The sequence below is a fragment of the Pseudomonas avellanae BPIC 631 genome, assembly GCF_000444135.1.
GTDB classification, from domain to species: domain Bacteria; phylum Pseudomonadota; class Gammaproteobacteria; order Pseudomonadales; family Pseudomonadaceae; genus Aquipseudomonas; species Aquipseudomonas avellanae.
Genome location: NZ_ATDK01000214.1, coordinates 37,328 through 59,228, shown reverse-complemented (window position 1 = coordinate 59,228; position 21,901 = coordinate 37,328). Strand labels below are relative to the sequence as shown.

Annotated in this window: 20 protein-coding genes and 2 pseudogenes; 13 read left to right on the top strand and 9 right to left on the bottom strand. The window is 60.5% G+C overall.

The annotated features are described in order from the left end of the window. Positions 1-96 precede the first annotated feature (96 nt). The 3 genes and pseudogenes from DW49_RS1000000132815 to DW49_RS0108420 all read right to left on the bottom strand — a co-directional run. Positions 97-594: pseudogene (locus DW49_RS1000000132815) on the bottom strand (DUF6402 family protein); the annotation flags it as partial. Positions 595-600: 6 nt separating this feature from the next. Next, entirely contained in the window at positions 601-1,167 is a 567-nt protein-coding gene (locus DW49_RS1000000129850) for a PAAR domain-containing protein (protein WP_081591343.1), read from the bottom strand. 358 nt (positions 1,168-1,525) lie between these two features. Then, complete coding sequence (locus DW49_RS0108420) at positions 1,526-3,703, bottom strand: malate synthase G (protein ID WP_005614010.1); 2,178 nt, start codon at positions 3,701-3,703, stop codon at positions 1,526-1,528. Positions 3,704-4,025: 322 nt separating this feature from the next. Between DW49_RS0108420 and DW49_RS0108415 the strand changes: the two genes are divergently transcribed. Further along, on the top strand, positions 4,026-4,544 hold the full coding sequence (locus tag DW49_RS0108415) for a glycine cleavage system transcriptional repressor (RefSeq protein ID WP_003379961.1): 519 nt from the start codon (positions 4,026-4,028) through the stop codon (positions 4,542-4,544). Positions 4,545-4,563: 19 nt separating this feature from the next. Here the strand turns inward: DW49_RS0108415 and DW49_RS0108410 are convergent, their stop codons facing one another. From DW49_RS0108410 to DW49_RS01000000128210, 3 genes and pseudogenes are all read right to left on the bottom strand, one after another. Further along, positions 4,564-4,866 (bottom strand): helix-turn-helix domain-containing protein, encoded by a 303-nt coding sequence (locus tag DW49_RS0108410; RefSeq protein ID WP_003379963.1) that lies wholly within the window; start codon positions 4,864-4,866, stop codon positions 4,564-4,566. 359 nt (positions 4,867-5,225) lie between these two features. Next, positions 5,226-6,113 (bottom strand): EamA family transporter RarD, encoded by an 888-nt coding sequence (rarD, locus tag DW49_RS0108405; RefSeq protein WP_005614011.1) that lies wholly within the window; start codon positions 6,111-6,113, stop codon positions 5,226-5,228. 124 nt (positions 6,114-6,237) lie between these two features. Beyond that, positions 6,238-7,202, bottom strand: a pseudogene (locus DW49_RS01000000128210) (serine/threonine protein kinase). 195 nt (positions 7,203-7,397) lie between these two features. On the opposite strand from DW49_RS01000000128210, the gene DW49_RS0108395 reads away from it, so the two are divergent. Genes DW49_RS0108395 through DW49_RS0108370 form a run of 6 tightly spaced genes read left to right on the top strand, consistent with a single transcriptional unit; the run spans position 7,398 to position 12,948 of the window. Continuing rightward, a complete protein-coding gene (locus DW49_RS0108395; protein ID WP_005614013.1) occupies positions 7,398-8,417 on the top strand; it encodes a LacI family DNA-binding transcriptional regulator in 1,020 nt (339 codons plus the stop codon). After that, entirely contained in the window at positions 8,401-9,402 is a 1,002-nt protein-coding gene (locus DW49_RS0108390) for an ABC transporter substrate-binding protein (protein ID WP_005614014.1), read from the top strand. Before DW49_RS0108395 ends, DW49_RS0108390 begins: the two co-directional genes overlap by 17 nt. Further along, positions 9,402-10,271 (top strand): ABC transporter permease, encoded by an 870-nt coding sequence (locus DW49_RS0108385; RefSeq protein ID WP_005614015.1) that lies wholly within the window; start codon positions 9,402-9,404, stop codon positions 10,269-10,271. The genes DW49_RS0108390 and DW49_RS0108385 overlap by 1 nt, the downstream gene beginning before the upstream one ends. Further along, entirely contained in the window at positions 10,268-11,062 is a 795-nt protein-coding gene (locus DW49_RS0108380) for an ABC transporter permease (protein ID WP_005614016.1), read from the top strand. Before DW49_RS0108385 ends, DW49_RS0108380 begins: the two co-directional genes overlap by 4 nt. Further along, positions 11,059-12,090, top strand: coding sequence for an ABC transporter ATP-binding protein (locus DW49_RS0108375; RefSeq protein WP_005614017.1), 1,032 nt, complete (start codon positions 11,059-11,061; stop codon positions 12,088-12,090). The genes DW49_RS0108380 and DW49_RS0108375 overlap by 4 nt, the downstream gene beginning before the upstream one ends. 24 nt (positions 12,091-12,114) lie before the next feature. Continuing rightward, on the top strand, positions 12,115-12,948 hold the full coding sequence (locus DW49_RS0108370) for a phosphodiesterase (protein WP_005614018.1): 834 nt from the start codon (positions 12,115-12,117) through the stop codon (positions 12,946-12,948). A gap of 143 nt (positions 12,949-13,091) precedes the next feature. On the opposite strand, the gene DW49_RS0108365 is transcribed toward DW49_RS0108370, so the two are convergent. The 3 genes from DW49_RS0108365 to DW49_RS0108355 all read right to left on the bottom strand — a co-directional run bounded on the left by DW49_RS0108365 (position 13,092) and on the right by DW49_RS0108355 (position 16,703). Further along, the gene (locus DW49_RS0108365; protein WP_024420600.1) at positions 13,092-15,008 is read right to left on the bottom strand and encodes a PhoX family protein; all 1,917 of its coding nucleotides are present in this window, start codon (positions 15,006-15,008) and stop codon (positions 13,092-13,094) included. A gap of 81 nt (positions 15,009-15,089) precedes the next feature. Beyond that, entirely contained in the window at positions 15,090-15,854 is a 765-nt protein-coding gene (locus DW49_RS0108360; protein WP_005614020.1) for a TOBE domain-containing protein, read from the bottom strand. Between the two features lie 114 nt (positions 15,855-15,968). Continuing rightward, positions 15,969-16,703 (bottom strand): ComF family protein, encoded by a 735-nt coding sequence (locus tag DW49_RS0108355; protein WP_024420601.1) that lies wholly within the window; start codon positions 16,701-16,703, stop codon positions 15,969-15,971. Positions 16,704-16,793: 90 nt separating this feature from the next. Between DW49_RS0108355 and bioB the strand changes: the two genes are divergently transcribed. The 6 genes from bioB (at position 16,794) to DW49_RS0108325 (ending at position 21,794) form a co-directional block, all read left to right on the top strand. Next, positions 16,794-17,852 (top strand): biotin synthase BioB, encoded by a 1,059-nt coding sequence (gene bioB, locus DW49_RS0108350; protein ID WP_005614022.1) that lies wholly within the window; start codon positions 16,794-16,796, stop codon positions 17,850-17,852. A 63-nt stretch (positions 17,853-17,915) separates the two neighbouring features. After that, a complete protein-coding gene (gene bioF, locus DW49_RS0108345; protein WP_005614023.1) occupies positions 17,916-19,106 on the top strand; it encodes an 8-amino-7-oxononanoate synthase in 1,191 nt (396 codons plus the stop codon). Continuing rightward, positions 19,099-19,830 (top strand): alpha/beta fold hydrolase, encoded by a 732-nt coding sequence (locus DW49_RS0108340; RefSeq protein ID WP_005614024.1) that lies wholly within the window; start codon positions 19,099-19,101, stop codon positions 19,828-19,830. Before bioF ends, DW49_RS0108340 begins: the two co-directional genes overlap by 8 nt. Then, a complete protein-coding gene (gene bioC / locus DW49_RS0108335; protein ID WP_005614025.1) occupies positions 19,823-20,632 on the top strand; it encodes a malonyl-ACP O-methyltransferase BioC in 810 nt (269 codons plus the stop codon). Before DW49_RS0108340 ends, bioC begins: the two co-directional genes overlap by 8 nt. Before the next feature lie 32 nt (positions 20,633-20,664). Continuing rightward, on the top strand, positions 20,665-21,414 hold the full coding sequence (bioD, locus tag DW49_RS0108330; protein ID WP_005614026.1) for a dethiobiotin synthase: 750 nt from the start codon (positions 20,665-20,667) through the stop codon (positions 21,412-21,414). An 83-nt stretch (positions 21,415-21,497) separates the two neighbouring features. Beyond that, positions 21,498-21,794, top strand: a complete 297-nt coding sequence (locus DW49_RS0108325) for a hypothetical protein (RefSeq protein ID WP_003382340.1) — start codon at positions 21,498-21,500, stop codon at positions 21,792-21,794. Positions 21,795-21,901: the final 107 nt, after the last annotated feature.

Sequence of the window (21,901 nt, the reverse complement as noted above, 5' to 3'; positions counted from 1 at the left end):
TGGATCGTGATGCGTTCTTCAATGCTGAGTTCATGATATGACATAGGTTCACCGTACCGGATTGGTCAGGTGTTGCGCTCAGTTTTTGCCGCCGCCGTTTATTTGAGATGATTTATCTATTTGTCTTGCCCCTAGATTTTCGTGTCCCAAGCGGAATGACCCCCTTCCATCCCAGCCAGCGTGCTTTAATCTTTCTTTCAGGAGGCCTATGGCAGGGACGCTGGTTAGTCTGGACTCAGCCGAGGCGACGGCCTTTCGGCATCGCTCAAATGTCATTGCCCATTCCATCTTCACTATGTCTTCGTCGCATTGCTCTGGCAATAATGAGGCAGGGTCAGGTTTGGTTTCTTTTTTCTTCCAATCCGCCGGCATCTCCCACCCCGGGCTATCAAACCATCGTTACATCAACGCCGCAGCGGTATCCCAGCCCATGTTACGCATGGCGCCCGGAATGCGGGACAGGGCGAGGTTTTCGATGATGACTTGCTTGGGTGGCGTGTCCAAGGGTGCATAGGTGCGTGATACACCCTGTGGCAGGGCGAAGTAGGTATCGGGACCGACGGCATTGGTGCGCTGGAAATCATTCAGGGACATGTTCATTTACTCCATTACAGGCCAAGGGGCGGAGGCGGCAAACTGTAAGGTCGAAGGGCTTGAGCTGCCGTGTTTGCGGCTGTGGCCGTGCTCATCGAGGGTGCCGCGAGCCGTGCATTGGTTATGTTCCAGCAGCACATAATCCAGATGCCCAAGGCGATTGCGTTGATGGGTGAGCATTTGAAAACGCTCGTCACACACGATTCGGTTTTGTCTGGAAGTCGACGAAGTGTAGGGCTGAGCAAGTACGACGGGGGTATATGCCCGTTTCATTGGCGGGGTAACGGGTATGTGTTCGGAGGAAGATTCTCTTTCGACCAGGAAAAAGTTCTGTTGGCAAGAGACCAGTCGTGCACCGCAGGTTGTCAGGTCGCCTTCAAGCGCCAGTGGGTGGCCTTCGACGAGGTAGTCGTTCTGCCCGCTGATTATCTTGGTAGGGCCATGCAGAGGACAAATAACATCGCACCCGACATGCGCCGTGGGGAACCCATCAATGATATGGCTTTCAGAGCCTGTCATGACGTGTCCTCCATGATCCGTCATATCACCTACAACAATTGCCAATCGGTTCATGCAACTCTCCTTGAGCAGAACTGAAGTCATGGCCACTATTAACGATCATCAATTTGAACGTCGTTGTTTAAGAGGCATGACTTTTGTTAATGCAACAGGTAGAGAGATAGCACTGTGTGTCGTGCGCGGAAATACCTTGTGGTTACGTTTTTATAATTAAAGACTCGACTTACCTATATTGATCAGGCGTCTTACGCGGGGAATGACTTTTTCCCACAAACGGGATGAAGTTTGTTTTGCTTCGATGATGTATCGAGTTAGAAAGTATCTGGGTCGTTCAAACGAAAAAACGCGATGTTTACTCATCACCCTCCCGAAGAGGCAGCAAGCCGCCTCTCCGGTCCGGTGAATAAAAACCTTACACTCCGTTCTTGGCCTTGAATTCGCGACGGCGGCGATGCAGCACCGGCTCGGTGTAACCGTTGGGCTGTCGTGTGCCTTCGATGACCAGTTCGACGGCCGCCTGGAAGGCGATGTTGCTGTCGAAGTCGGGTGCAAGTGGGCGGTAATGCGGGTCGTTGGCGTTCTGGCGGTCTACGACAGGGGCCATGCGTTTGAGGCTTTCGAGCACCTGGGTTTCGGTGACGATGCCATGCCGCAGCCAGTTGGCCATGTGCTGGCTGGAAATGCGCAGCGTGGCGCGGTCTTCCATCAGGCCGATGTCGTTGATGTCCGGGACTTTCGAGCAACCCACGCCCTGATCGATCCAGCGCACCACATAGCCAAGAATGCCCTGGGCGTTATTGTCCAGTTCGTTCTGGATCTCTTCCGGCGTCCAGTCGGTGTTCGGCGCGAGCGGTAAGGTCAGGATGTCATCCACCGAGGCCTGTTCGCGCTGGGCCAGTTCGGCCTGACGGGCGAACACATCCACCTTGTGATAGTGCAGAGCATGCAGCGCAGCCGCGGTGGGTGATGGCACCCAGGCGGTATTTGCACCTGCCAGCGGGTGGGCGATTTTCTGCTCCAGCATGGCGGCCATCAGGTCGGGCATGGCCCACATACCCTTGCCGATCTGCGCACGACCTTGCAGGCCGCATTTCAGGCCGATATCGACGTTGGAGTTCTCGTAGGCCGAGATCCATTTTTCGGCTTTCATCTGCGCCTTGCGCACCACCGGGCCTGCCTCCATCGACGTGTGGATTTCGTCACCGGTGCGGTCCAAAAAGCCGGTGTTGATGAACACAACGCGCTCGCTTGCTGCCTGAATGCAGGCCTTGAGGTTGACCGTGGTACGGCGCTCCTCGTCCATGATGCCGACTTTCAGCGTGTTGCGCGGCAAGCCCAGCACCTGCTCGATACGCCCGAACAGCTCGTTGGTGAACGCAGCTTCCTGCGGCCCGTGCATCTTCGGTTTGACGATGTACATCGAGCCGCTGCGGCTGTTGCTGCGCGTGTTATTGCCGTTGAGGTTGTGGATCGCCGCGAGGCTGGTCAGCAGGCCATCGAGAATGCCTTCCGGCACTTCGTTGCCATGCTTGTCGAGAATCGCGTCGATGGTCATCAGGTGGCCGACGTTGCGGATGAACAGCAACGAACGACCGTGCAGCGTGACTTCGCCGCCTTGTGGCGTGGTGTAGACCCGGTCCGGGTTCATGGTGCGGGTGAAGGTATCGCCGCCCTTGGACACCGATTCAGCCAGATCACCTTTCATCAGGCCCAGCCAGTTACGGTAGACGACCACTTTGTCGTCGGCATCAACGGCCGCGATGGAGTCTTCGCAGTCCATGATGGTGGTCAGCGCGGCTTCCATGAGGATGTCTTTCACGCCCGCCGGATCGGTCTGGCCGACCGGGCTTGCAGCGTCGATCTGCAATTCGAAATGCAGGCCGTTGTGCTTGAACAGCACGGCGAGCGGTGCCGAGGCATCGCCTTGAAAGCCGACCAGTTGTGCATCGTCGCGCAGGCCGGTGTTGCTGCCGCCCTTGAGGCTGACGACCAGCTTGCCGTCGATCAATTTGTAAGCAGTCGAGTCAACGTGCGAGCCCGCCGCCAGCGGCGCAGCCTGATCGAGAAAGGCGCGGGCGAAGGCGATGACTTTGTCGCCACGCACCTTGTTGTAGCCCTTGCCTTTTTCCGCGCCGCCTTCTTCGCTGATTGCATCGGTGCCGTACAGCGCATCGTACAACGAGCCCCAGCGTGCATTTGATGCGTTGAGCGCGAAACGTGCGTTCATCACCGGCACGACCAACTGCGGGCCAGCCATGATGGCAATTTCTTCGTCGACGTTTTGCGTGGTGATCTGAAAGTCCGCCGCTTCTGGCAGCAGATAGCCGATCTCCTGAAGGAAGGCTTTGTAAGCCGAGGCGTCGTGCGCCTGGCCAGCACGCGACTGGTGCCAGGCATCGATCTGCGCCTGCAATTCATCACGCTGGGTGAGCAGTGCCTTGTTCTTTGGCGCGAGGTCGTGGATCAGTTGGTCCGCACCGGCCCAGAATGCGCCCGCATCGACGCCGGTTCCGGGGGTTGCTTCGTTCTGCACGAAGTCGAACAGGACTCTGGCGACTTGCAGGTCACCGACTTGAACGTACTCAGTCATTGCACTTGCCTCACTCTGCTCAGCAGGGTCGAGCACACTCAGGGAGCGCTCTGTCATTGATCTTGGTTTTATGTAGTGCTCGCTACGGGATACTACATCAGCCGCAGTCGCGTGAAAACGTCGCTGGATTTGTCATTAAACGACTGGATTTCAACGTCCGGTCACGCCGAAGGTCACGGTGCTTCCAGATTCGCTCAGGATTGTTCCATAAAGCCTGCCAAACGGTACACGATTTGCCACACATCAGGTGTGCTTCAAGCAGGCCTATACTCGTGCGAGCGTCGCAGTTTTCAAATCATCTGCATTGAAAGAGGAATTGACCGTGGATCATCTCGTCGTAACGCTGGTTGCCCCGGACAAACCGGGCCAGGTCGAACGCATCGCCCAATGCATCGCGGAGCACGGTGGCAATTGGCTGGAAAGCCGTATGTCACGCATGGCCGGGCAGTTTGCCGGGATCCTCAAGGTCGGCGTCGAGCCGCAGCAATACGACGACCTGATCAAGGCGCTGAACGCACTTTCAGCCCACGGCATTCGTATGCTGCTGGCCGACAGCGCAGTGGAGACAAGCGATACGACCCAACTGATCAGTATGAAACTGGTCGGCAACGACCGCCCCGGTATCGTGCGCGACATCACCCGATTGCTGGCCGGACAGGGCGTCAACGTCGAACACCTGATCACCGACGTCACCCCGGCCCCCATGAGCAGCGAACTGCTGTTCCACGCCGATGCCGTGCTGGGCGTGCCGGTGGGTTTATCGCTGGATGATCTGCAGGCCGGGCTTGAAACACTGGCTGATGATCTGATGGTGGAGTTGGTGTTGGGTGGTGAGGCGTGATTCCTGAAACTGATTGTGCTCAGGCGCGTTTGGCTTCTTGCTCCGGGACCAGCCTGACCTCTACCCGTTGACCCAGTGCCCTTGCAGCGCTGGCCAGCGTTGCAAGGGTCATCCCCGGATCATTCTGATCCAGAGCGCGGTCTACTGCGGTTCGGCTTGTGTGCATACGCTCGGCGAGAGCCTTTTTGGTAACCTTCTGCTGTTTCATGACCTCAGCGATCTGCCAGGAAATAACCCGTTTGAGTGCCGCGGCAGACACCTCCTCCGCAAAGCCTTGCTCGGCAAGAAAGTCATCGAAGTCAGAGCCAATGTGCTGGTTCATTACTTGTTCCTTTTGAGTGCTGCTTTGCGCTGTCTGGCCGTTGTTCATCTCGTTAAAGGATCTTGGCGATCAAATCCCATCAGGCCTTTATAGACTTGAAGTGTACCAAAAAATGTGCACTCCCTAAACGCTCTTTGAGTATACCCAGGTTATCCAAGTTAACCGTACACCTGCCTGTGGATAACCTGGGGGAATAGCCCTGCGCGCCCCGCCTGCTGTGCCTTGACGAAGACTGATCAAAAAACCAACAGTTTCAAGGGCTTGTGCACAGATAAGGTCAGTCTGCCTGTGGATAACCCTTGGAGAACCTCTTGCAGGCCACGGGGGGCGTGGCCTGCATAGGTTTGTGTGTTTTTTGATCAGCGGCGGCCGCGGGATTTCAGCCAGATATCCACACTGTAGACAGCCAGCCCCGCCCAGATGAAGGCGAAGGTGATGATGGTGCTGGTGGTCAGGTGCTCGCCGTACAGCAGCACGGCCAGCAGCAGGACCAGGGTAGGCGCAATGTATTGCAGGAAACCCAGTGTCGTGAACGGCAGATGGCGCGCTGCTGCGTTGAAGCACACCAGCGGTATCAGCGTCACCGGGCCTGTCGCCGCGAGCCAGATGGCCTGGGTGGTGGTCCAGAATTCTGCCTGTGCGGTGACGGCCGTCGGGTTGAGCGTCAGCCAGATCAGGGCCAGCGGCACCAGCATCCAGGTTTCCACGACCAGGCCGGGCAGGGCGGCGACCGGGGCTTTTTTGCGGATCAGGCCGTAGAAAGCGAACGTCAGTGCGAGCGCCAGTGATATCCACGGCAGGCTGCCAACGTGCCAGACCTGCTGCGCGACGCCCGTTGCAGCCAGAGCGACGGCGACCCATTGCAGGCGCCTGAGCCGTTCGCCCAGCAGCAACATGCCCAGCAACACGTTGACCAGCGGGTTGATGTAGTACCCAAGGCTGGCCTCAAGCATGCGGCCGTTGTTCACGGCCCACACATAGACGATCCAGTTGGCGGCAATCAGGGTGCCGCTCAGTGCCAGCACGGCCAGCCGTTGCGGGTTGTTGCGCAGGTCGCGCCACCAGCCGGGGTGTTTCCAGAACATCAGCACGATCGAGCCGAAGAGCGCCGACCACAGCGCACGATGGATGATGATCTCGATGGCTGGAACGGCGGCAATGGCTTTGAAATACAGGGGGAACAGGCCCCAGATGGTGTAAGCACTCAGGCCCAGAATGTATCCACGGCGTGGATTGGCAGCTTGCATGGAGCGTCCCTTTAATACAGAAATTTCCGGTTTTATTATGGGGTGATGCGGTTGATGGTTGTGATCGTACTCATGCTGGAGCGTCGCACGATAGTCGGAGCTATCGCTGCGAACACTCCACTGATCAAAACAATTTCAGTGGCTCTTCATTCAGCGCTGACATCTGCTCGCGCAGGGCCAGGATGTGGTCGCCCCAGTAACGCTCGGTGCCGAACCACGGGAAGCTGTGGGGGAACGCCGGGTCAGGGCCAGCCAGGCGCTGTAATGCATCAGGCGCAAGGCACGCAGCGGCTCGATGAGGGCCAGTTCGCGTGGGTCGAAATCGTGAAACTCGTTGTAACCGTCCATCAATTCGGAGAGCTGGCCGAGGCGTTCCTGGCGGTCGCCGGCGAGCATCATCCAGATGTCCTGGACCGCTGGGCCAAGACGGCAATCGTCCAGGTCGACGATGTGGAACATTTCGTCGCGGCACATCATGTTGCCGGGGTGACAGTCGCCGTGCATGCGGATGTTGGTGTGCGGTGTGGCAGCGTAAACGTCCTCTACGCGCTTGAGCAGATCTCGGGCCACCGACTCGTAGGCCGGTAACAGGCTGCGCGGAATGCAGTTGTTTTCCAGCAGGTAATTGACCGAGTCATTGCCGAAGTTCTTCACGCCCAGCGCTTCGCGATGTGCGAACGGTTTGGTCGAGCCGACCGCATGGATACGCCCCAGCAACTGACCCAGGCGATACAGCTGATCAAGATTGCCCGGCTCCGGCGCGCGTCCGCCCCTGCGCGGGAATAGTGTGAAACGAAAGCCGGCGTGCTCGAACAGGGTTTCGCCGTTGTGCACCATCGGCGCGACCACGGGCACTTCGACGTCCACCAGTTCGAACGTGAAGCTGTGCTCTTCGAGAATGGCCTCGTTGGTCCAGCGCTGCGGGCGATAAAACTTGGCGATCAGCGGCTGACCGTCTTCGATACCGACCTGATACACGCGGTTTTCGTAGCTGTTGAGTGCCAGGATGCGGGCATCGCTGAGAAAACCGATGCTTTCGACGGCATCGAGAACCAGATCGGGAGTAAGTGTTGCAAACGGGTGAGCCATGACTACTCCTGCGCGCAGCAGGTTGCCGCGTCGGACCGCTGATGGTAACGCAGACCGGTCCCGGTTCGCCAAACCCCTGCTGTTTAAAGTGCCCAAGGGTCGAGTTGTCACCAAACGGTCATCACCCGGTCGCGGTTTAGCCATGTTCGCCACTTAGAGTTGCCGCCAATGAGATCGATCTCAAAGCGAGCCGCCATGACCGATTTGAAAGGTGTTGCACGCCTGGCCGGCGTTTCCCGAGCCACCGCTGCGCGCGCCTTCGCTAGCCCCAAGGTGGTTCGTGTCGAGACCCGTGAGCGCGTGTTCGCCGCTGCCCGTGAACTGGGTTTTCGCCCCAATAGGTTGGGCAGGCAGCTACGTCTGCAAACCACCAATCTGATTGGCGTCATCGTGCCCAACCTGCTCAACCCGGTGTTTGCCGAGCAGTTTCAGGCCATGGAGCGGGCGGCTCGTGCGCGAGGCTACAACCTGTTGCTGGCGACCACCGACTACAGCGCCGAACGTGAAAGTGCCGTGGTTGAAGAGCTGCTGCGCCAGCGGGTCGACGGGCTGGTGCTGACGGTGACCGACGCCGAGCACAACCGTGTGCTGGAGAGTCTGGTCAGTGAAGACACGCCGTTCGTGCTGGCCTATCACCAGACCGACAATGAGGATTACAGCGCGGTGTCTGTGGATAACCGCGCAGGCATGGCGCTGGCGACGCAATACCTGATCGACGCCGGCCACCAGCGTATTGCCATGGTTGCAGGCCCGGTCATGCAGTCCGACCGCCCCCGCCTGCGTTACGAAGGCTATCGCGATGCCATGAACGAGCGTGGGCTTGAGGCGCGGCCAGTGATCGAAATGCCGGTGCATACCAACGCCGAGTTTGCCGCGCTCGAACCCTTGCTGCGCGGCCCGAATGCACCCAGCGCGTTGGTCTGCTCCAACGATTTGCTGGCCATCAGCCTGATTGCCGAATTGCGCCGCAATGGCTGGGGCGTGCCCGAACGCCTGTCGGTCATCGGCTTTGACGGCATTGCGCTGGGCACCCAGATGCACCCGACGCTGTGCAGCGTGGTTCAGCCCATCGCCGAACTGGCGCACACCGTCATCGAACAATTGCTGGCCCGGATTGCCGGCGCCGCAGCGGCTTCTCATTGTCTGCCGTGCCATATCCGGCCCGGTGAAAGCACCCAGCCCTACCAGGAGATGCTTCATGTTCAGTCTCAGTAAAACCCTCGCGGCGCTGCTGTTATGCAGTGCGGCCAGCCTCGCCCAGGCCGCCGAAACCGCCATCTGCTACAACTGCCCGCCTGAATGGGCCGACTGGGGCACTCAGCTCAAGGCGATTGCCGACAGTACCGGCGTGCAAGTGCCGCTGGACAACAAGAACTCCGGGCAGGCGCTGGCGCAGATCGTTGCCGAGCAGGCCGCACCGGTCGCCGACGTGGTGTATTACGGCGTGACCTTCGGCCTGCAAGCGCAGAAGGCGGGCGTGGTCGACACCTACAAGCCCAAACACTGGGACGACATTCCGGCAGGCCTGAAAGACCCGCAGGGGCACTGGTTCGCCATTCACTCGGGCACCCTCGGCATCATGGTCAACGTCGATGCACTGGGCGGTCTGCCCGTGCCGCAGAGCTGGGCAGATTTGCTCAAGCCTGAGTACAAAGGCATGGTCGGTTACCTTGATCCTTCCAGCGCGTTCGTCGGCTACGTTTCCGCCGTGGCAATCAATCAGGCCATGGGTGGCACGCTGGACAACTTCGGCCCGGCCATCGACTACTTCCAGAAACTGGCGAAGAACTCGCCCATCGTGCCCAAGCAAACGGCCTATGCTCGCGTACTGTCAGGCGAGCTGCCGATTCTGGTCGACTATGACTTCAACGCCTATCGCGCCCGTTACAAGGACAAGGCCAACGTCGCCTTCGTGATTCCGAAGGAAGGCACCATTGGCGTTCCCTACGTGATGAGCATGGTGGCCAAAGCGCCGCACCGCGCCAATGCCGAGAAGGTGCTGGATTTCGTCCTGTCTGACGCGGGGCAGGCGCTGTGGGCCAAGGCTTATCTGCGTCCGGTGCGCTCGAAGATGCCTGCCGATGTGGCCGCACAGTTCCTGCCCGACAGTGACTACGCACGTGCCGGTGTGGTGGATTACCAGCGCATGGCCGCTGTACAGGAAGCCTTTGCCGCACGTTATCTGCGAGAGGTGAAGTGATGTCAGCCTCGCCGGAACACGCGCTGGCTCTGCGCAAGGACGGGTTGTTCAGGCTGCGGCTGCGCCCGACCGCTGCAGTGGCGCTTGCTCCGGCGTTGGCGGTATTGCTGGCCTTCTGGCTGCTGCCGTTGACCCATATGATCCTGCTCGGCGCGCAAGGCACCGAGGGTAATGGCAGCGGTTACTGGCAGGTATTGAGCAGTGCTCAGTACCTGGGCAGTCTGGCGCAGACCTGCCTGCTGGCGCTGGTGGTGACGCTTGTGGCGTTGCTGATCGGCGGCATCAGCGGTGTGTTTCTGGCCCGTAATCATTTTTTTGGACGCTCTGCGCTGGTGGCACTGCTGACCTTTCCGCTGGCGTTTCCCGGCGTGGTGGTCGGCTTTCTGGTGATTCTGCTGGCCGGTCGGCAAGGCATCTTCGCTGCACTCGGGCTGGAGCTTGCTGGCGAACGCTGGGTGTTTGCCTACTCGCTCATCGGGCTGTTCATAGGCTACCTGTACTTTTCGATACCGCGCGTGATCCTCACCGTCATGGCCGCTTGCGAAAGCCTGGACCGCAGCCTTGAAGAGGCCGCGCATTCATTGGGTGCCGGTCACTGGCGGGTGGTGTGCGATGTGATCGTGCCGGGCCTGGCACCGGCATTGGTGTCCTGCGGGGCGATCTGTTTCGCTACGTCGATGGGCGCATTCGGCACGGCGTTCACGCTGGGTACGCGCCTGAACGTCACGCCGGTGGCGATCTACAACGTGTTCACCAATTACGCCAACTTCACCGTGGCCGCGGCGCTGTCGGTGATCCTCGGCCTGGTGACCTGGGCGGTGCTGTTGCTGGCCCGGCGCATGGTCGGAAAATCGGGAGTCGTCCTGTGAAACGCTCTCCGTTGTTTGCTGCGCAGCTGGCGTTCACGCTGTTGGTCTGCGCGTTCATGCTGGTGCCGGTGGTGCTGTCGCTGCTGGCCGGCGTGACGCGCAATTATTTTCTGGGCCTGTCGAGCGGTTTGACGTTCGACTGGCTGATACAGGTCTGGCAGGCCTATTCGCCGACGGTCTGGCTGTCGCTGCAATTGGCGGTGGCCTGCGCGATCTGCGTGTGCCTGGTCGGCGTTCCGGCAGCGTATGCGCTGGTGCGCATGAACAATCGCTTCAGCCGTGCATTTGAAGAACTGATGGTGCTGCCGGTCGCCATGCCTGGCCTTGCAAGCGCCCTGGCGTTGTTGTTGACCTACGGCCAGTTCGGCAGTTTTCGCAGCAGTTGGCTGTTCATTCTGGTGGGCCACGTGCTGTTCACGTTGCCGTTTCTGGTGCGCCCCGTGATGGCGGTCATGCAGCGTCAGCAGTTGCCGGTGCTCGAGGAGGCTGCCGCCAGCCTGGGCGCGGGGCCGATCAAACGGTTTTTCAGTGTGGTGGTGCCCAACTGCCGAGCCGGGATTCTGGCTGGTGTGCTGATGGTCGTGACCCTGTCGCTGGGTGAATTCAACCTGACCTGGATGCTCCACACGCCGATGACCAAGACCCTGCCGGTCGGCCTGGCCGACAGTTATGCCTCGGCCCGGCTGGAAGTCGCCAGCGCCTACACCCTTCTTTTTCTGTTGCTGATTGTGCCGCTGCTGATTGCGTTGCAGGCCATCAGCGCGCGCCTTGCCCGTGGAGAGAGCCGATGAGCGGAACCACCATTCGCCTGAAAGGCTGCCGCAAGGCATTTGCCGACGGCACCGTTGCTGTACAGGATTTGCACCTGACCATCGAGCCCGGCGAAACGCTGGCGATTCTCGGGCCGTCCGGTTGCGGCAAGACCACCACGTTGCGCCTGATTGCCGGCCTTGAACGGCCGGACGTCGGGCAGGTGCTGTTCGACGATCAGGACGTCACGCGCCTGCCCATCGAGCGGCGTGACGTGGGCATGGTGTTTCAGAACTATGCGTTGTTTCCCAATCTCGATGTGGCCGGCAACATCGTCTACGGCCTGAAGATTCGCGGCCTGTCAGCTGCCGAGCGCAACAAGCGTTGTGACGAGTTGCTGGAATTGGTAGGCCTGACCGGTCATGGCAATCGTCGTGTCAACGAGCTGTCCGGGGGGCAACGTCAACGGGTCGCGCTGGCCCGCGCACTGGCGCCGCGCCCTCGGGTGCTGTTACTCGACGAGCCGTTGGCCGCGCTGGACGCGCAGTTGCGTGAACGCTTGCGCAGCGAGCTGGATCAGCTTCTGCGTGGGCTGGGCATCACCTCGGTTTTCGTGACTCATGATCAGGGCGAAGCGATGGCCTTGGGCGACCGGATTCTGGTGATGGAAAAAGGCTGCGTGTCGCAGTTGGCGACGCCACGGGAAATCTATCAGCGGCCCGCCAATGCCTTTGTCGCAGGGTTTGTCGGCAATCTGAATGCGTTCAGTGTGGTTGCGCGCACCTCGTCGGGCCTCACGGTCAGCGGCGGCGAGCTGCCGTGGAACGGCGCAGACATGCCGGGCACAGTGTATTGCCGTCCCGAGCACCTGCGTTTGGTGCCGGAGCATGGCCATCTTCAGGGGCGTCTGGTCGGGCAGTTTTTCCAGGGCGCGCAAAGTCGCTTGCTGGTCGATGTCGGCGGCCCGCAGCCGCTGTTGGTCGACAGTACCGACAACGTGATTTACCCCGCCAACGCCGCCATTGGCCTGAGTGTCGAGCCGCAACAGCTGTTCACCCTGCATTCGTGAAGTCGTTTCCGTAGAGAGATTATTTTGAATCGTCCGTTTCTTATTGCCCAGATCAGCGACCTGCACCTCAAAGCCGACGGGCGCCTGACCTACGGCGTGGTCGATACGCTGGGTGCGTTACGCCGCGCCGTTGTACACATCAATGCCAGCAAGCAGCGCCCCGACATCGTGGTCATCAGTGGTGATCTGGTGGACTTCGGCCGCGAGGATGAATATGCCGTGCTCAAGCCGGAGCTCGAGCGTCTACAGATGCCGTTTTACCTGGTGCCCGGCAATCATGATGATCGCGAGAACCTGTTGGCTGCGTTCGCCGATCAGGTGTATTTGCCCTTGTCGGCCAGGGGGCCTCTGGACTGGGTGGTGGAACAGTATCCGTTGCGCCTGATCGGCATGGATACGACCATCCCCGGCGAACATGGCGGGCGGCTGGATTACTGCCAACTGGACTGGCTGAGCGCGCAATTGTCGCGCCGCCCTGATGTGCCCACGGTGATTGTTCTGCACCATCCGCCGTTCATCACCGGCATCGGCCACATGGACCGCGAACCGTTCGGCAACGCTGCGGCGCTGGAGCGGGTGATCGCTCAGCATCCTCAGGTAGAACGCCTGTTGTGCGGGCATCTGCACCGACCGATGCAACGTCGTTTCGGTGGCAGCGTTGCCTGTATTTGCCCAGGAACTTCACACCAGATCGTGCTGGACCTCGACCAGGCCGCCCCCGCCCATTTCAACCTGGAGCCGGCCGGCTACGTGCTACACCGCTGGGACCCGGAGCAAGGGCTGGTCAGCCATAACGCCGTGTTCGGGGAGTATGAAGGGCCGTACCCGTTTTATGATGGGAACGGGTTGATTGATTGAGTGATTGTGATCGCTCCCACGCTCTGCGTGGTAGCGCTGTTCTGGACGCTCTGCGTCCTCTTCTGAAGATGACGCAGAGCGTCACGAACTGCATCCCCACGCGGAGCGCGGGCACGATCATCACTTCTTCTGCGGGCTTTCGGTCAGGCGCCGATAACGCCGCCATCTTCGCGGGTGATCACCATCACTGACGAGCGTGGTTTGCCATTAGGCAAGTGCTCGGGGAAGGTGGAGCCGCCGTTTTCGCCAGGGTGCTGAATGCCGATGAACATCGTTTTGTAGTCCGGTGCAAAACTGATACCGGTGATTTCGCAGCCGACCGGGCCGACCAGAAAACGGCGAATCTCGCCACTGGCCGGGTCTGCGCAAAGCATCTGATTGTTGCCCATGCCCGCGAAGTCGCCCTTGTTGCTGGAGTCGCCATCGGTCTGAATCCACAGCCTGCCAGCTTCATCAAAGCTCAGGCCGTCCGGGCTGTTGAACATGTTCTGCGCGTTGATATTGCTCGACCCGGCCTGCGGCGTACCGGCATGCACGGCCGGGTTGCCTGCGACCACAAACAGGTCCCAGTCGAACGCCATGGCCGACGCATTGCTGCCTTCTTCGCTCCAGCGCAGAATCTGCCCGTACTGGTTCTTGGCGCGTGGGTTCGGGCCACCGACAGGCTGGCCTTCATCGCCGCGTTTGACGTTGTTGGTCAGCGTGCAATACACCTGGCCATCCTTGGGGCTGACCACGATCCATTCCGGGCGGTCCATGCGTGTGGCTTTCACGACACTGGCAGCCATGCGCGCATGAATCAGCACTTCAGCCTGATTGTTGAAACCGGCAGCGGCGTCCAGGCCATTCTTGCCGTGGGTCAGTTCGATCCACTGGCCTTTGCCTTTCGGGTGATCCGGGTTGCTGTCGCCCGCGTCGAACTGCGCCACGTACAAGATGCCGTGGTCCAGCAGGTCGCGGTTGGCTTTGGGGTTCTGGTGATCGATCTTGTCGCGGCTGATGAACTTGTAGATGAACTCGCCACGCTCGTCATCGCCCATGTACACCACGGCGCGCCCGCCCTTGGTCTGGGTGAACGCCGCGTTTTCATGCTTGAAGCGCCCGAGCGCCGTGCGCTTGACCGGCGTGGACTTGGGATCGAACGGGTCGATCTCCACCACCCAGCCGTGACGGTTCAATTCGTTGGGGTTTTTCGCAACGTCGAAACGCGGGTCGTGCGGGTGCCAGTTGATCTCTTTGCTGGCGGCCACGACGCCGTAGCGCTTCATGCCCGCGTCGAACTTCTGCTCCGGGTTGCTGCTACCGAAGCAATCGGTGAAGTTCTCCTCACAGGTCAGGTACGTGCCCCACGGCGTCTGGCCGCTGGAGCAGTTCTGGAAGGTCCCCAGCGCGTGAGTGCCGCTCTTGTCGGCGTCGGTCTTGAGCCAGTCGTGACCGGCCGCCGGGCCGCTCAGGTTGATTGGCGTGCTGCCATGCACGCGACGGTTGTAGCGTGAGTCCTGAACGAACTGCCATTTGCCGTTTTTCTGCTGGACTTCAATCACCGACACGCCTTCAGCGGCGAGTGCCTTCTGCACCTCTTCGGCCGATTGCGGCTCTTTGCCGTGATCGAAGAGGTAACGGTAATTGGTGTATTCGTTGTTGATCGCCATCAGCGCGCGGTCTTTGTGGCCCGGCATCGGGAACAGGCACATACCGTCGTTATTGTCGCCGAACTGCACTTCCTGAGCCTGGGCGGTGCCCTTGCCGCTCGGGTCGAACGCCGGGCCATCGGCTTGCAACGGCCGGCCCCAACTGATCAGCACGGAAGACGTATACCCTTTTGGCAAACTGATGCTGTCGGCCGTGGCGGTGGGGATGCTCTCGAAACCCAGCAATGCGCCGGACGCTGCACTGACGCTGTTTGCCAGCACCGTGCGGCTCAGGATGTTGCCGCCCAGGAACATCGCTGCGCCACACAGTGCGCCCGCGCTGATGAAGCCTCGACGGGTAAGGCCGGCTCGGTTGGCGCCGACCATGTTTTCCAGATCGGTGGTTTGATTTTCTTCTAATAGTTTCATCATCACGGCTCCCTCGAATATGGCAGCCACCTTAGTGCGCGCATATGACGGAATTGTGTCGCGGTGATGACTTCCCGGCGCTTACGTCGGTATACCCAGCAGCACGAACGAGGCTGCGAATCCTGCCTGCACAGTAACGCCGGTTTTCAACTGCTGAGCCTGCAGGTGTGCAGGTGTCGCCAGGGCGCACAATGTCTGGCCGCTCGGGAGTTTGATGCGCACTTCGCTTGGGCCATCGTCGGCGTCGATTACGCTCTCGATCTGCCCGATCAGGCAATTGTTTCCATTTGTTACTTCGGCGTGTTGCGCACGCAGTTCCAGCCAGCCGGCCTTGATCAGCGCCACTGCGTCAGTGCCCACTTCCAGGCCTAAATCCAGCGTGCTGTCGTGGGTTACCTGCGCTTCGATGAACGCCTCATCGGCCAGTTGCAGGCGAATCTGGTCATGATGACCCTGACGGGTGATGGCCACGATGCGCCCCAGCAACTGGTTGCGTGCACTGGTGCGCAGGGTCAGGCGATTGAGCAGGTCCAGGTCGCTGCTGTTTCCGGCCGCTTCCAGCACCTGAGCCTGCAAGGCCTGCACCCGCTGATAGAGACGCAGCACCCGTTCGCCCTCGACCGACAGTTTGGCGCCACCGCCACCGCGCCCACCGACACTGCGTTCTACCAGCGGCTTTTGCGCCAGGTTGTTCAGCTCATCAATGGCGTCCCAGGCTGCCTTGTAACTCAAACCTGCGCTTTTCGCCGCGCGGGTGATCGAGCCCTGTTCGGCGATGTGCTGCAACAGCGCAATGCGTTGCGGGCGGCGGACCATGTGTTGCGTGAGTAACGTGGGCAGGGACATGGTGATCCGGGGTGGCTGGAGAGGAGGGGGCAGTATGATCGTTCTTGTGTGTGGCGTCGAAAACGGACGCAGAGCGTGGTAACGATATTAAAAGCGCCTGAGCACATGGCTCAATCAATCCCCCGGCTTGGGCGTCCGCGCCAGGCAATACACGTCCACCCGCTGTGCACCTGCACTGTTCAATAATCGAGCAATGACCTCTGCCGTCGAGCCGGTGGTCAATACGTCATCGACCAACGCCAGGTGTTTGCCGTGCACCCAATCGGCATCGATCAGTGCGAACGCGCCGCGCAAGTTGCGTTTGCGCGCTTTGGCGTCGAGACCTTGTTGTGCAGCGGTTTCTCGACTGCGCACTACATGCTGTTCATCGACAGGCAGTTGCAACTGTTTGCCCAGCCATCCGGCCAGCATTCCCGCCTGGTTGTAACCGCGCTGGCGCAAGCGTTTGTTGGCCAGCGGCACAGGCAACAGGTAGTCCGGACGCGGTAGGCCTTCATCGAAGCGGTGTTGCAGAAACTGGCCGCACAGCTCGGCGAGCAGCCGCCCCATGGGCCATTTGCGGTTGTGTTTGAAGCGCGTAATCAGGCTGTCTATCGGAAAGTCATATAGCCACGGCGCAATCACCTGAGCAAAGGCCGGGGGGCGCTTGCTGCATTGCCCGCAACTCAGGCCGAAGACCGGCAAGGGCAGCGCGCAGTGTTCGCACTGGTTGCCAAGCCACGGCAACTCGGCCTCGCAGGGCACGCAGATGGGCGCTGGGACCTCACTGCGCTCATCGCACAACAAACAGTTTTGTTTGTTTTTTAACCAGATGTAAACCTGATGATCGTAACTGGGTTGACAGCGCATGGCTCTTCCTTAAATATGCCCGACATCCCTGTAGCGCCTGTGGTCTTTTCCGCCCTCGCGCATTGCCCAGAAACACCAAGGAGCCGCCCGATGAGCGCCAGCACCACCGCCACTTTGCGTCACGACTGGACTTTAGCTGAGGTCAGGGCGCTGTTTGTACAGCCATTCAATGACCTGCTGTTTCAGGCGCAAACGGTGCACCGTGCTCACTTCGATGCCAACCGCGTCCAGGTTTCTACCCTGCTGTCGATCAAGACCGGCGCCTGCCCGGAAGACTGCAAGTACTGCCCGCAGTCCGGTCACTACAACACCGGCCTTGAGAAAGAAAAGCTGCTTGAAGTGCAGAAGGTCCTCGAAGAAGCTGCGCGCGCCAAATCCATCGGTTCGACCCGCTTCTGTATGGGCGCGGCCTGGAAGCATCCTTCCGCCAAAGACATGCCTTACGTGCTGGAGATGGTCAAGGGCGTGAAAGCCATGGGCCTGGAAACCTGCATGACCCTGGGGCGTCTCGATCAGGAACAGACCGAAGCGCTGGCCACCGCCGGGCTGGATTACTACAACCACAACCTGGACACCTCGCCGGAGTTCTACGGCAGCATTATTACCACCCGTACCTACGGCGAGCGTCTGCAAACCCTGGCCTATGTGCGCGATGCCGGCATGAAAATCTGCTCCGGCGGCATTCTGGGCATGGGCGAGTCGCTCGACGACCGCGCCGGGTTGCTGATTCAACTGGCAAACCTGCCAGAGCACCCGGAATCGGTGCCCATCAACATGCTGGTCAAGGTGGCCGGTACGCCGCTGGAAAACGCCGAAGACGTGGACCCGTTCGACTTCATCCGCATGCTGGCGGTCGCGCGTATTCTGATGCCGCAATCCCACGTGCGTCTGTCCGCCGGCCGCGAAGCGATGAACGAGCAAATGCAGGCGCTGGCGTTCTTCGCCGGTGCCAACTCGATTTTCTACGGCGACAAACTGCTGACCACCGCCAACCCGCAAGCCGACAAGGACATGCTGTTGTTCTCGCGCCTGGGCATCAAGCCTGAAGCGGGCGAAGGCCATGCCGACGAAGTGCATCAGGCCGCCATCGAACAGGCGCTGGTGGAACAGCAAAGCAGCGCAATGTTCTACGACGCCGCCTCTGCCTGATGCCTTGAGCGGGCCGGATGTTTCGGCCCGCTTTGAATCGCCACATTCCGGACCGGGGCCTGCATGTCTTTCGATCTCCGCACGCGCCTTGATGCCCGTCGCACCGCACACCTCTATCGCCAGCGCCCACTGCTGCAAAGCCCGCAAGGCCCGCAGGTCGTTGTTGATGGGCAGCCGTTGCTGGCGTTCTGCAACAACGACTACATGGGCCTGGCCAACCACCCCGAAGTGATCGCGGCCTGGCAGGCAGGTGCCGAGCGTTGGGGCGTGGGCGGCGGGGCATCGCATCTGGTGATCGGCCACAGCACGCCGCACCATGAACTGGAAGAAGCGTTGGCCGAACTGACCGGACGTCCGCGAGCGCTGTTGTTCTCCAACGGTTACATGGCCAACCTCGGCGCGGTCACAGCCCTGGTCGGGCAGGGCGATACGGTGCTGGAAGACCGCCTCAATCACGCTTCGCTGCTGGACGCCGGTTTGCTCAGCGGCGCACGCTTTTCGCGCTATTTGCACAATGACGTCGACAGCTTGAGCGCGCGTCTGGAAACGGCCGTGGGCGATACGCTGGTAGTGACCGACGGCGTGTTCAGCATGGATGGCGATATCGCTGACCTGCCCGCGCTGGCGCAGGCTGCCAAGGCCAAAGGTGCCTGGCTGATGGTTGACGATGCCCACGGCTTCGGGCCGCTGGGTGCCAATGGCGCAGGTATCGTCGAGCATTTCGGCCTGAGCCTGGAAGATGTGCCGGTGTTGGTCGGCACCCTCGGCAAATCGTTTGGCACCTCCGGGGCGTTTGTCGCGGGCAGTGAAGAGCTGATCGAAACCCTGATCCAGTTCGCCCGCCCGTACATCTACACCACCAGCCAGCCACCTGCGCTGGCCTGCGCCACGCTGAAAAGCCTGCAATTGTTGCGCACCGAGCATTGGCGTCGTGAGCATCTGGCGAGCTTGATCGGCCAGTTTCGTCGCGGTGCCGAGCAGCTCGGTCTGCAATTGATGGACAGCTTCACGCCCATCCAGCCGATCATGATTGGCGATGCCGGGCGCGCATTGCGTCTGTCGCAGTTGCTCCGTGAGCGCGGTTTGCTGGTGACGGCGATTCGTCCGCCGACCGTGCCTGCGGGCAGCGCTCGTTTACGCGTGACCTTGTCTGCCGCGCACAGCGAGGCCGACGTGCAGCTATTATTGGAAGCTCTGGAGCAGTGCTACCCGCTGCTGGATGCAAGTGAATCCACGGAGCCCGTCCATGCGTGATCGTCTGATTCTACTGCCGGGCTGGGGCCTGGGCGTTTCCCCGCTGGAGCCGCTCGCGGCTGCATTGCTTGGGCTTGATGAGCACCTGCGGGTCGAGATCGAGCCGTTGCCGGACATCGACAGCTGCGACGTGCCGGACTGGCTCGACGAACTGGACGCCAACCTGCCGGACAACGCCTGGCTAGGCGGCTGGTCGCTGGGCGGCATGCTTGCCGCCGAGCTGGCAGCACGGCGCGGTGAAGGCTGCTGCGGGTTGCTGACCCTGGCCAGCAACGCCTGTTTCGTCACCCAGGGCGCGTGGCCGAATGCGATGCCCGCGCAGGATTTCGATGCGTTTCTGGCAGGTTGTTCGGTGGATCCCGACGCGACGCTCAAGCGTTTCAGTCTGTTGTGCACACAAGGTGCAGAGGACCCTCGCGGTCTGGCGCGCCTGCTCAAGGCCGGCGCGCCGCACAGCTCCAAAACCGCGCTGGTCGACGGGCTGAAAATACTTCAGCAACTCGATACGCGCAGTGCGCTGCAAACCTATCGCGGCCCGCAACTGCACCTGTTCGCCGGGCTTGATGCTTTCGTGCCAGCCGAGGCCGCAGGTGATCTGCTGGCCTTGTTGCCGGATGTCGAGGTAGGCCTGATCGAACAGGCCAGCCATGCGTTTTTGCTGGAAAACCCACATGGCGTGGCGGCCGCAATCCAGGCCTTTCTACATGAGTCTGGCGATGACTGACCTTTCACATCCCAAGCCGCCCTCGGTGCTGCCCGACAAGCGCCAGGTTGCAGCGTCGTTTTCCCGGGCGGCAGGCAGTTACGACAGCGTGGCAGAGTTACAGCGCAGCGTCGGCAGCGAACTGCTGTCTCGTCTGCCTGCCGGGCTCACGCCTTCGCGGTGGCTTGATCTGGGGTGCGGCACCGGCTATTTCAGCCGCGCGCTGGCCCGGACATTCAACCAAAGCCAAAGCATCGCGCTGGACATCGCCGAAGGCATGTTGCGCCATGCGCAGCCGTTGGGCGGCGCGCAGCATTTTGTTGCCGGTGACGCCGAGCATTTGCCGTTGCGGGACGAAAGCTGCGAGCTGATTTTCTCCAGCCTAGCCGTGCAGTGGTGCGCCGACTTTGCGGCGGTGCTCAGCGAAGCCCATCGCGTGTTGCAGCCGGGCGGCGTGTTTGCCTTCGCCAGCTTGTGCGTCGGCACGCTGTACGAATTGCGTGACAGTTGGCGTGCCGTTGACGGCCAGGTGCATGTGAATCGCTTTCGTCGCGAAGATGACTACCTCCAGATGTGCGCGGCCAGCGGTCTGCAGGTACGCAGCCTGGAGGTTCGTCCGCAGGTGCTGCATTACCCGGACGTGCGTAGCCTGACTCATGAGTTGAAGGCGCTCGGTGCCCACAACCTCAACCCCGGGCGGCCCAACGGCCTGACCGGTCGCGAGCGGATTCTGGGCATGGTCCAGGCCTATGAAGGCTTTCGTCAGGACGCCGGGCTACCTGCCACCTATCAAGTGGTGTACGCGGTGCTTGAAAAAGCCTGATGGCTTCACGTTTATATGGAAAGAGTGTCGAGATGAGCGCTGCCTATTTCATTACCGGAACCGACACCGACGCTGGAAAGACCACCGTGGCTGCCGGCCTGTTGCATGCCGCCCGCTTGAAGGGCCTGAGTACCGCGGCGTGCAAGCCTGTGGCCTCCGGCTGCGTCATGACGGCGGAGGGGTTGCGCAACTCCGATGCGCTGGCGTTGCAGGCCGAATGTTCCATCGAGCTGGATTACGATGAGGTCAATCCGCTGGCATTCGCCCCGGCCATTGCTCCACATGTGGCGGCGCTTGAAGCAGGCGTGGTGCTAACCGTCGGTTCATTGCTGCAGCCGATGCGGCACATCCTGGACAAGCAAGCGGATTTCACCTTGATCGAGGGTGCAGGCGGCTGGCGCGTGCCATTGGCCGGGCAACATAATTTGTCTGACCTGGCCATTGCCTTGGGTTTGCCGGTGATTCTGGTGGTGGGCGTGCGTCTGGGCTGTATCAATCATGCCGTATTGACCGCCGAGGCTATCGCTCGGGACGGTCTACACTTGGCGGGCTGGGTGGCCAACGTTATTGACGCAGAGACCTCGCGACTGGAGGAAAACCTCGCTACGCTACGCGAACGTCTGTCTGCGCCCTGTTTGGGGCGTGTGCCACGGCTGAGCGAGGCGAGCGCCGAAAATGTGGCGCGTTATCTTGATCTGCAACTGTTGGCTGACAGCGTCTGTATCTTGCTGACAGGCAAGGGTGTTTCGGTTTTTGAAGACGCGGCCTATGATACGGCCTAGTGCCATTAGTCTGTTTGTCGGGTATTTAGATGCAAATACTGGTTCAATGGCACGTGTTCGTTTTTTGAACTGAGGATCGGCTTATGCAAATCACCATGAACAACACCCTTTACCCAGGCCTGAGCGCCATGCAGGTCGGGCAAGGCCGTGTCGATCAGGCGGCTACCCAGATCGCCAGCTCCAACATTGAAGTGTCGGGCAGAAGCCAGTCTTCGGACTTTCAGCTCGAAAACCTGCGTTCTGTCGATCGCAGCCAGCGTTCGGATCTGTCCTCCAACATTGTCGAACTCAATGCTGGCAAGAACCAGATTGAAGCCGGTGTTGCGGTTCAGAAAGCCAGTGACGAAGCGCTCGGCACATTGATCGACACCTACGCCTGATACGGGGTTTCTCCACGCCCCGTGTAGCAAACCCCATGTAACGCCCTCGCTGTGCCCCCTGCACAGCGTCGTCTGCTGAATTGTCTCGCATCACGCTTCTGTATCGT

Coding starts and splice junctions, on each gene's coding strand:
- DW49_RS1000000129850 (WP_081591343.1), bottom strand. CDS start 1,167: ATGAACCGATTGGCAATTGTTGTAGGTGATATGACGGATCATGGAGGA.
- DW49_RS0108420 (WP_005614010.1), bottom strand. CDS start 3,703: ATGACTGAGTACGTTCAAGTCGGTGACCTGCAAGTCGCCAGAGTCCTG.
- DW49_RS0108410 (WP_003379963.1), bottom strand. CDS start 4,866: ATGAACCAGCACATTGGCTCTGACTTCGATGACTTTCTTGCCGAGCAA.
- rarD (WP_005614011.1), bottom strand. CDS start 6,113: ATGCAAGCTGCCAATCCACGCCGTGGATACATTCTGGGCCTGAGTGCT.
- DW49_RS0108395 (WP_005614013.1), top strand. CDS start 7,398: ATGACCGATTTGAAAGGTGTTGCACGCCTGGCCGGCGTTTCCCGAGCC.
- DW49_RS0108390 (WP_005614014.1), top strand. CDS start 8,401: ATGTTCAGTCTCAGTAAAACCCTCGCGGCGCTGCTGTTATGCAGTGCG.
- DW49_RS0108385 (WP_005614015.1), top strand. CDS start 9,402: ATGTCAGCCTCGCCGGAACACGCGCTGGCTCTGCGCAAGGACGGGTTG.
- DW49_RS0108375 (WP_005614017.1), top strand. CDS start 11,059: ATGAGCGGAACCACCATTCGCCTGAAAGGCTGCCGCAAGGCATTTGCC.
- DW49_RS0108365 (WP_024420600.1), bottom strand. CDS start 15,008: ATGAAACTATTAGAAGAAAATCAAACCACCGATCTGGAAAACATGGTC.
- DW49_RS0108360 (WP_005614020.1), bottom strand. CDS start 15,854: ATGTCCCTGCCCACGTTACTCACGCAACACATGGTCCGCCGCCCGCAA.
- DW49_RS0108355 (WP_024420601.1), bottom strand. CDS start 16,703: ATGCGCTGTCAACCCAGTTACGATCATCAGGTTTACATCTGGTTAAAA.
- bioB (WP_005614022.1), top strand. CDS start 16,794: ATGAGCGCCAGCACCACCGCCACTTTGCGTCACGACTGGACTTTAGCT.
- bioF (WP_005614023.1), top strand. CDS start 17,916: ATGTCTTTCGATCTCCGCACGCGCCTTGATGCCCGTCGCACCGCACAC.
- DW49_RS0108340 (WP_005614024.1), top strand. CDS start 19,099: ATGCGTGATCGTCTGATTCTACTGCCGGGCTGGGGCCTGGGCGTTTCC.
- bioC (WP_005614025.1), top strand. CDS start 19,823: ATGACTGACCTTTCACATCCCAAGCCGCCCTCGGTGCTGCCCGACAAG.
- bioD (WP_005614026.1), top strand. CDS start 20,665: ATGAGCGCTGCCTATTTCATTACCGGAACCGACACCGACGCTGGAAAG.
- DW49_RS0108325 (WP_003382340.1), top strand. CDS start 21,498: ATGCAAATCACCATGAACAACACCCTTTACCCAGGCCTGAGCGCCATG.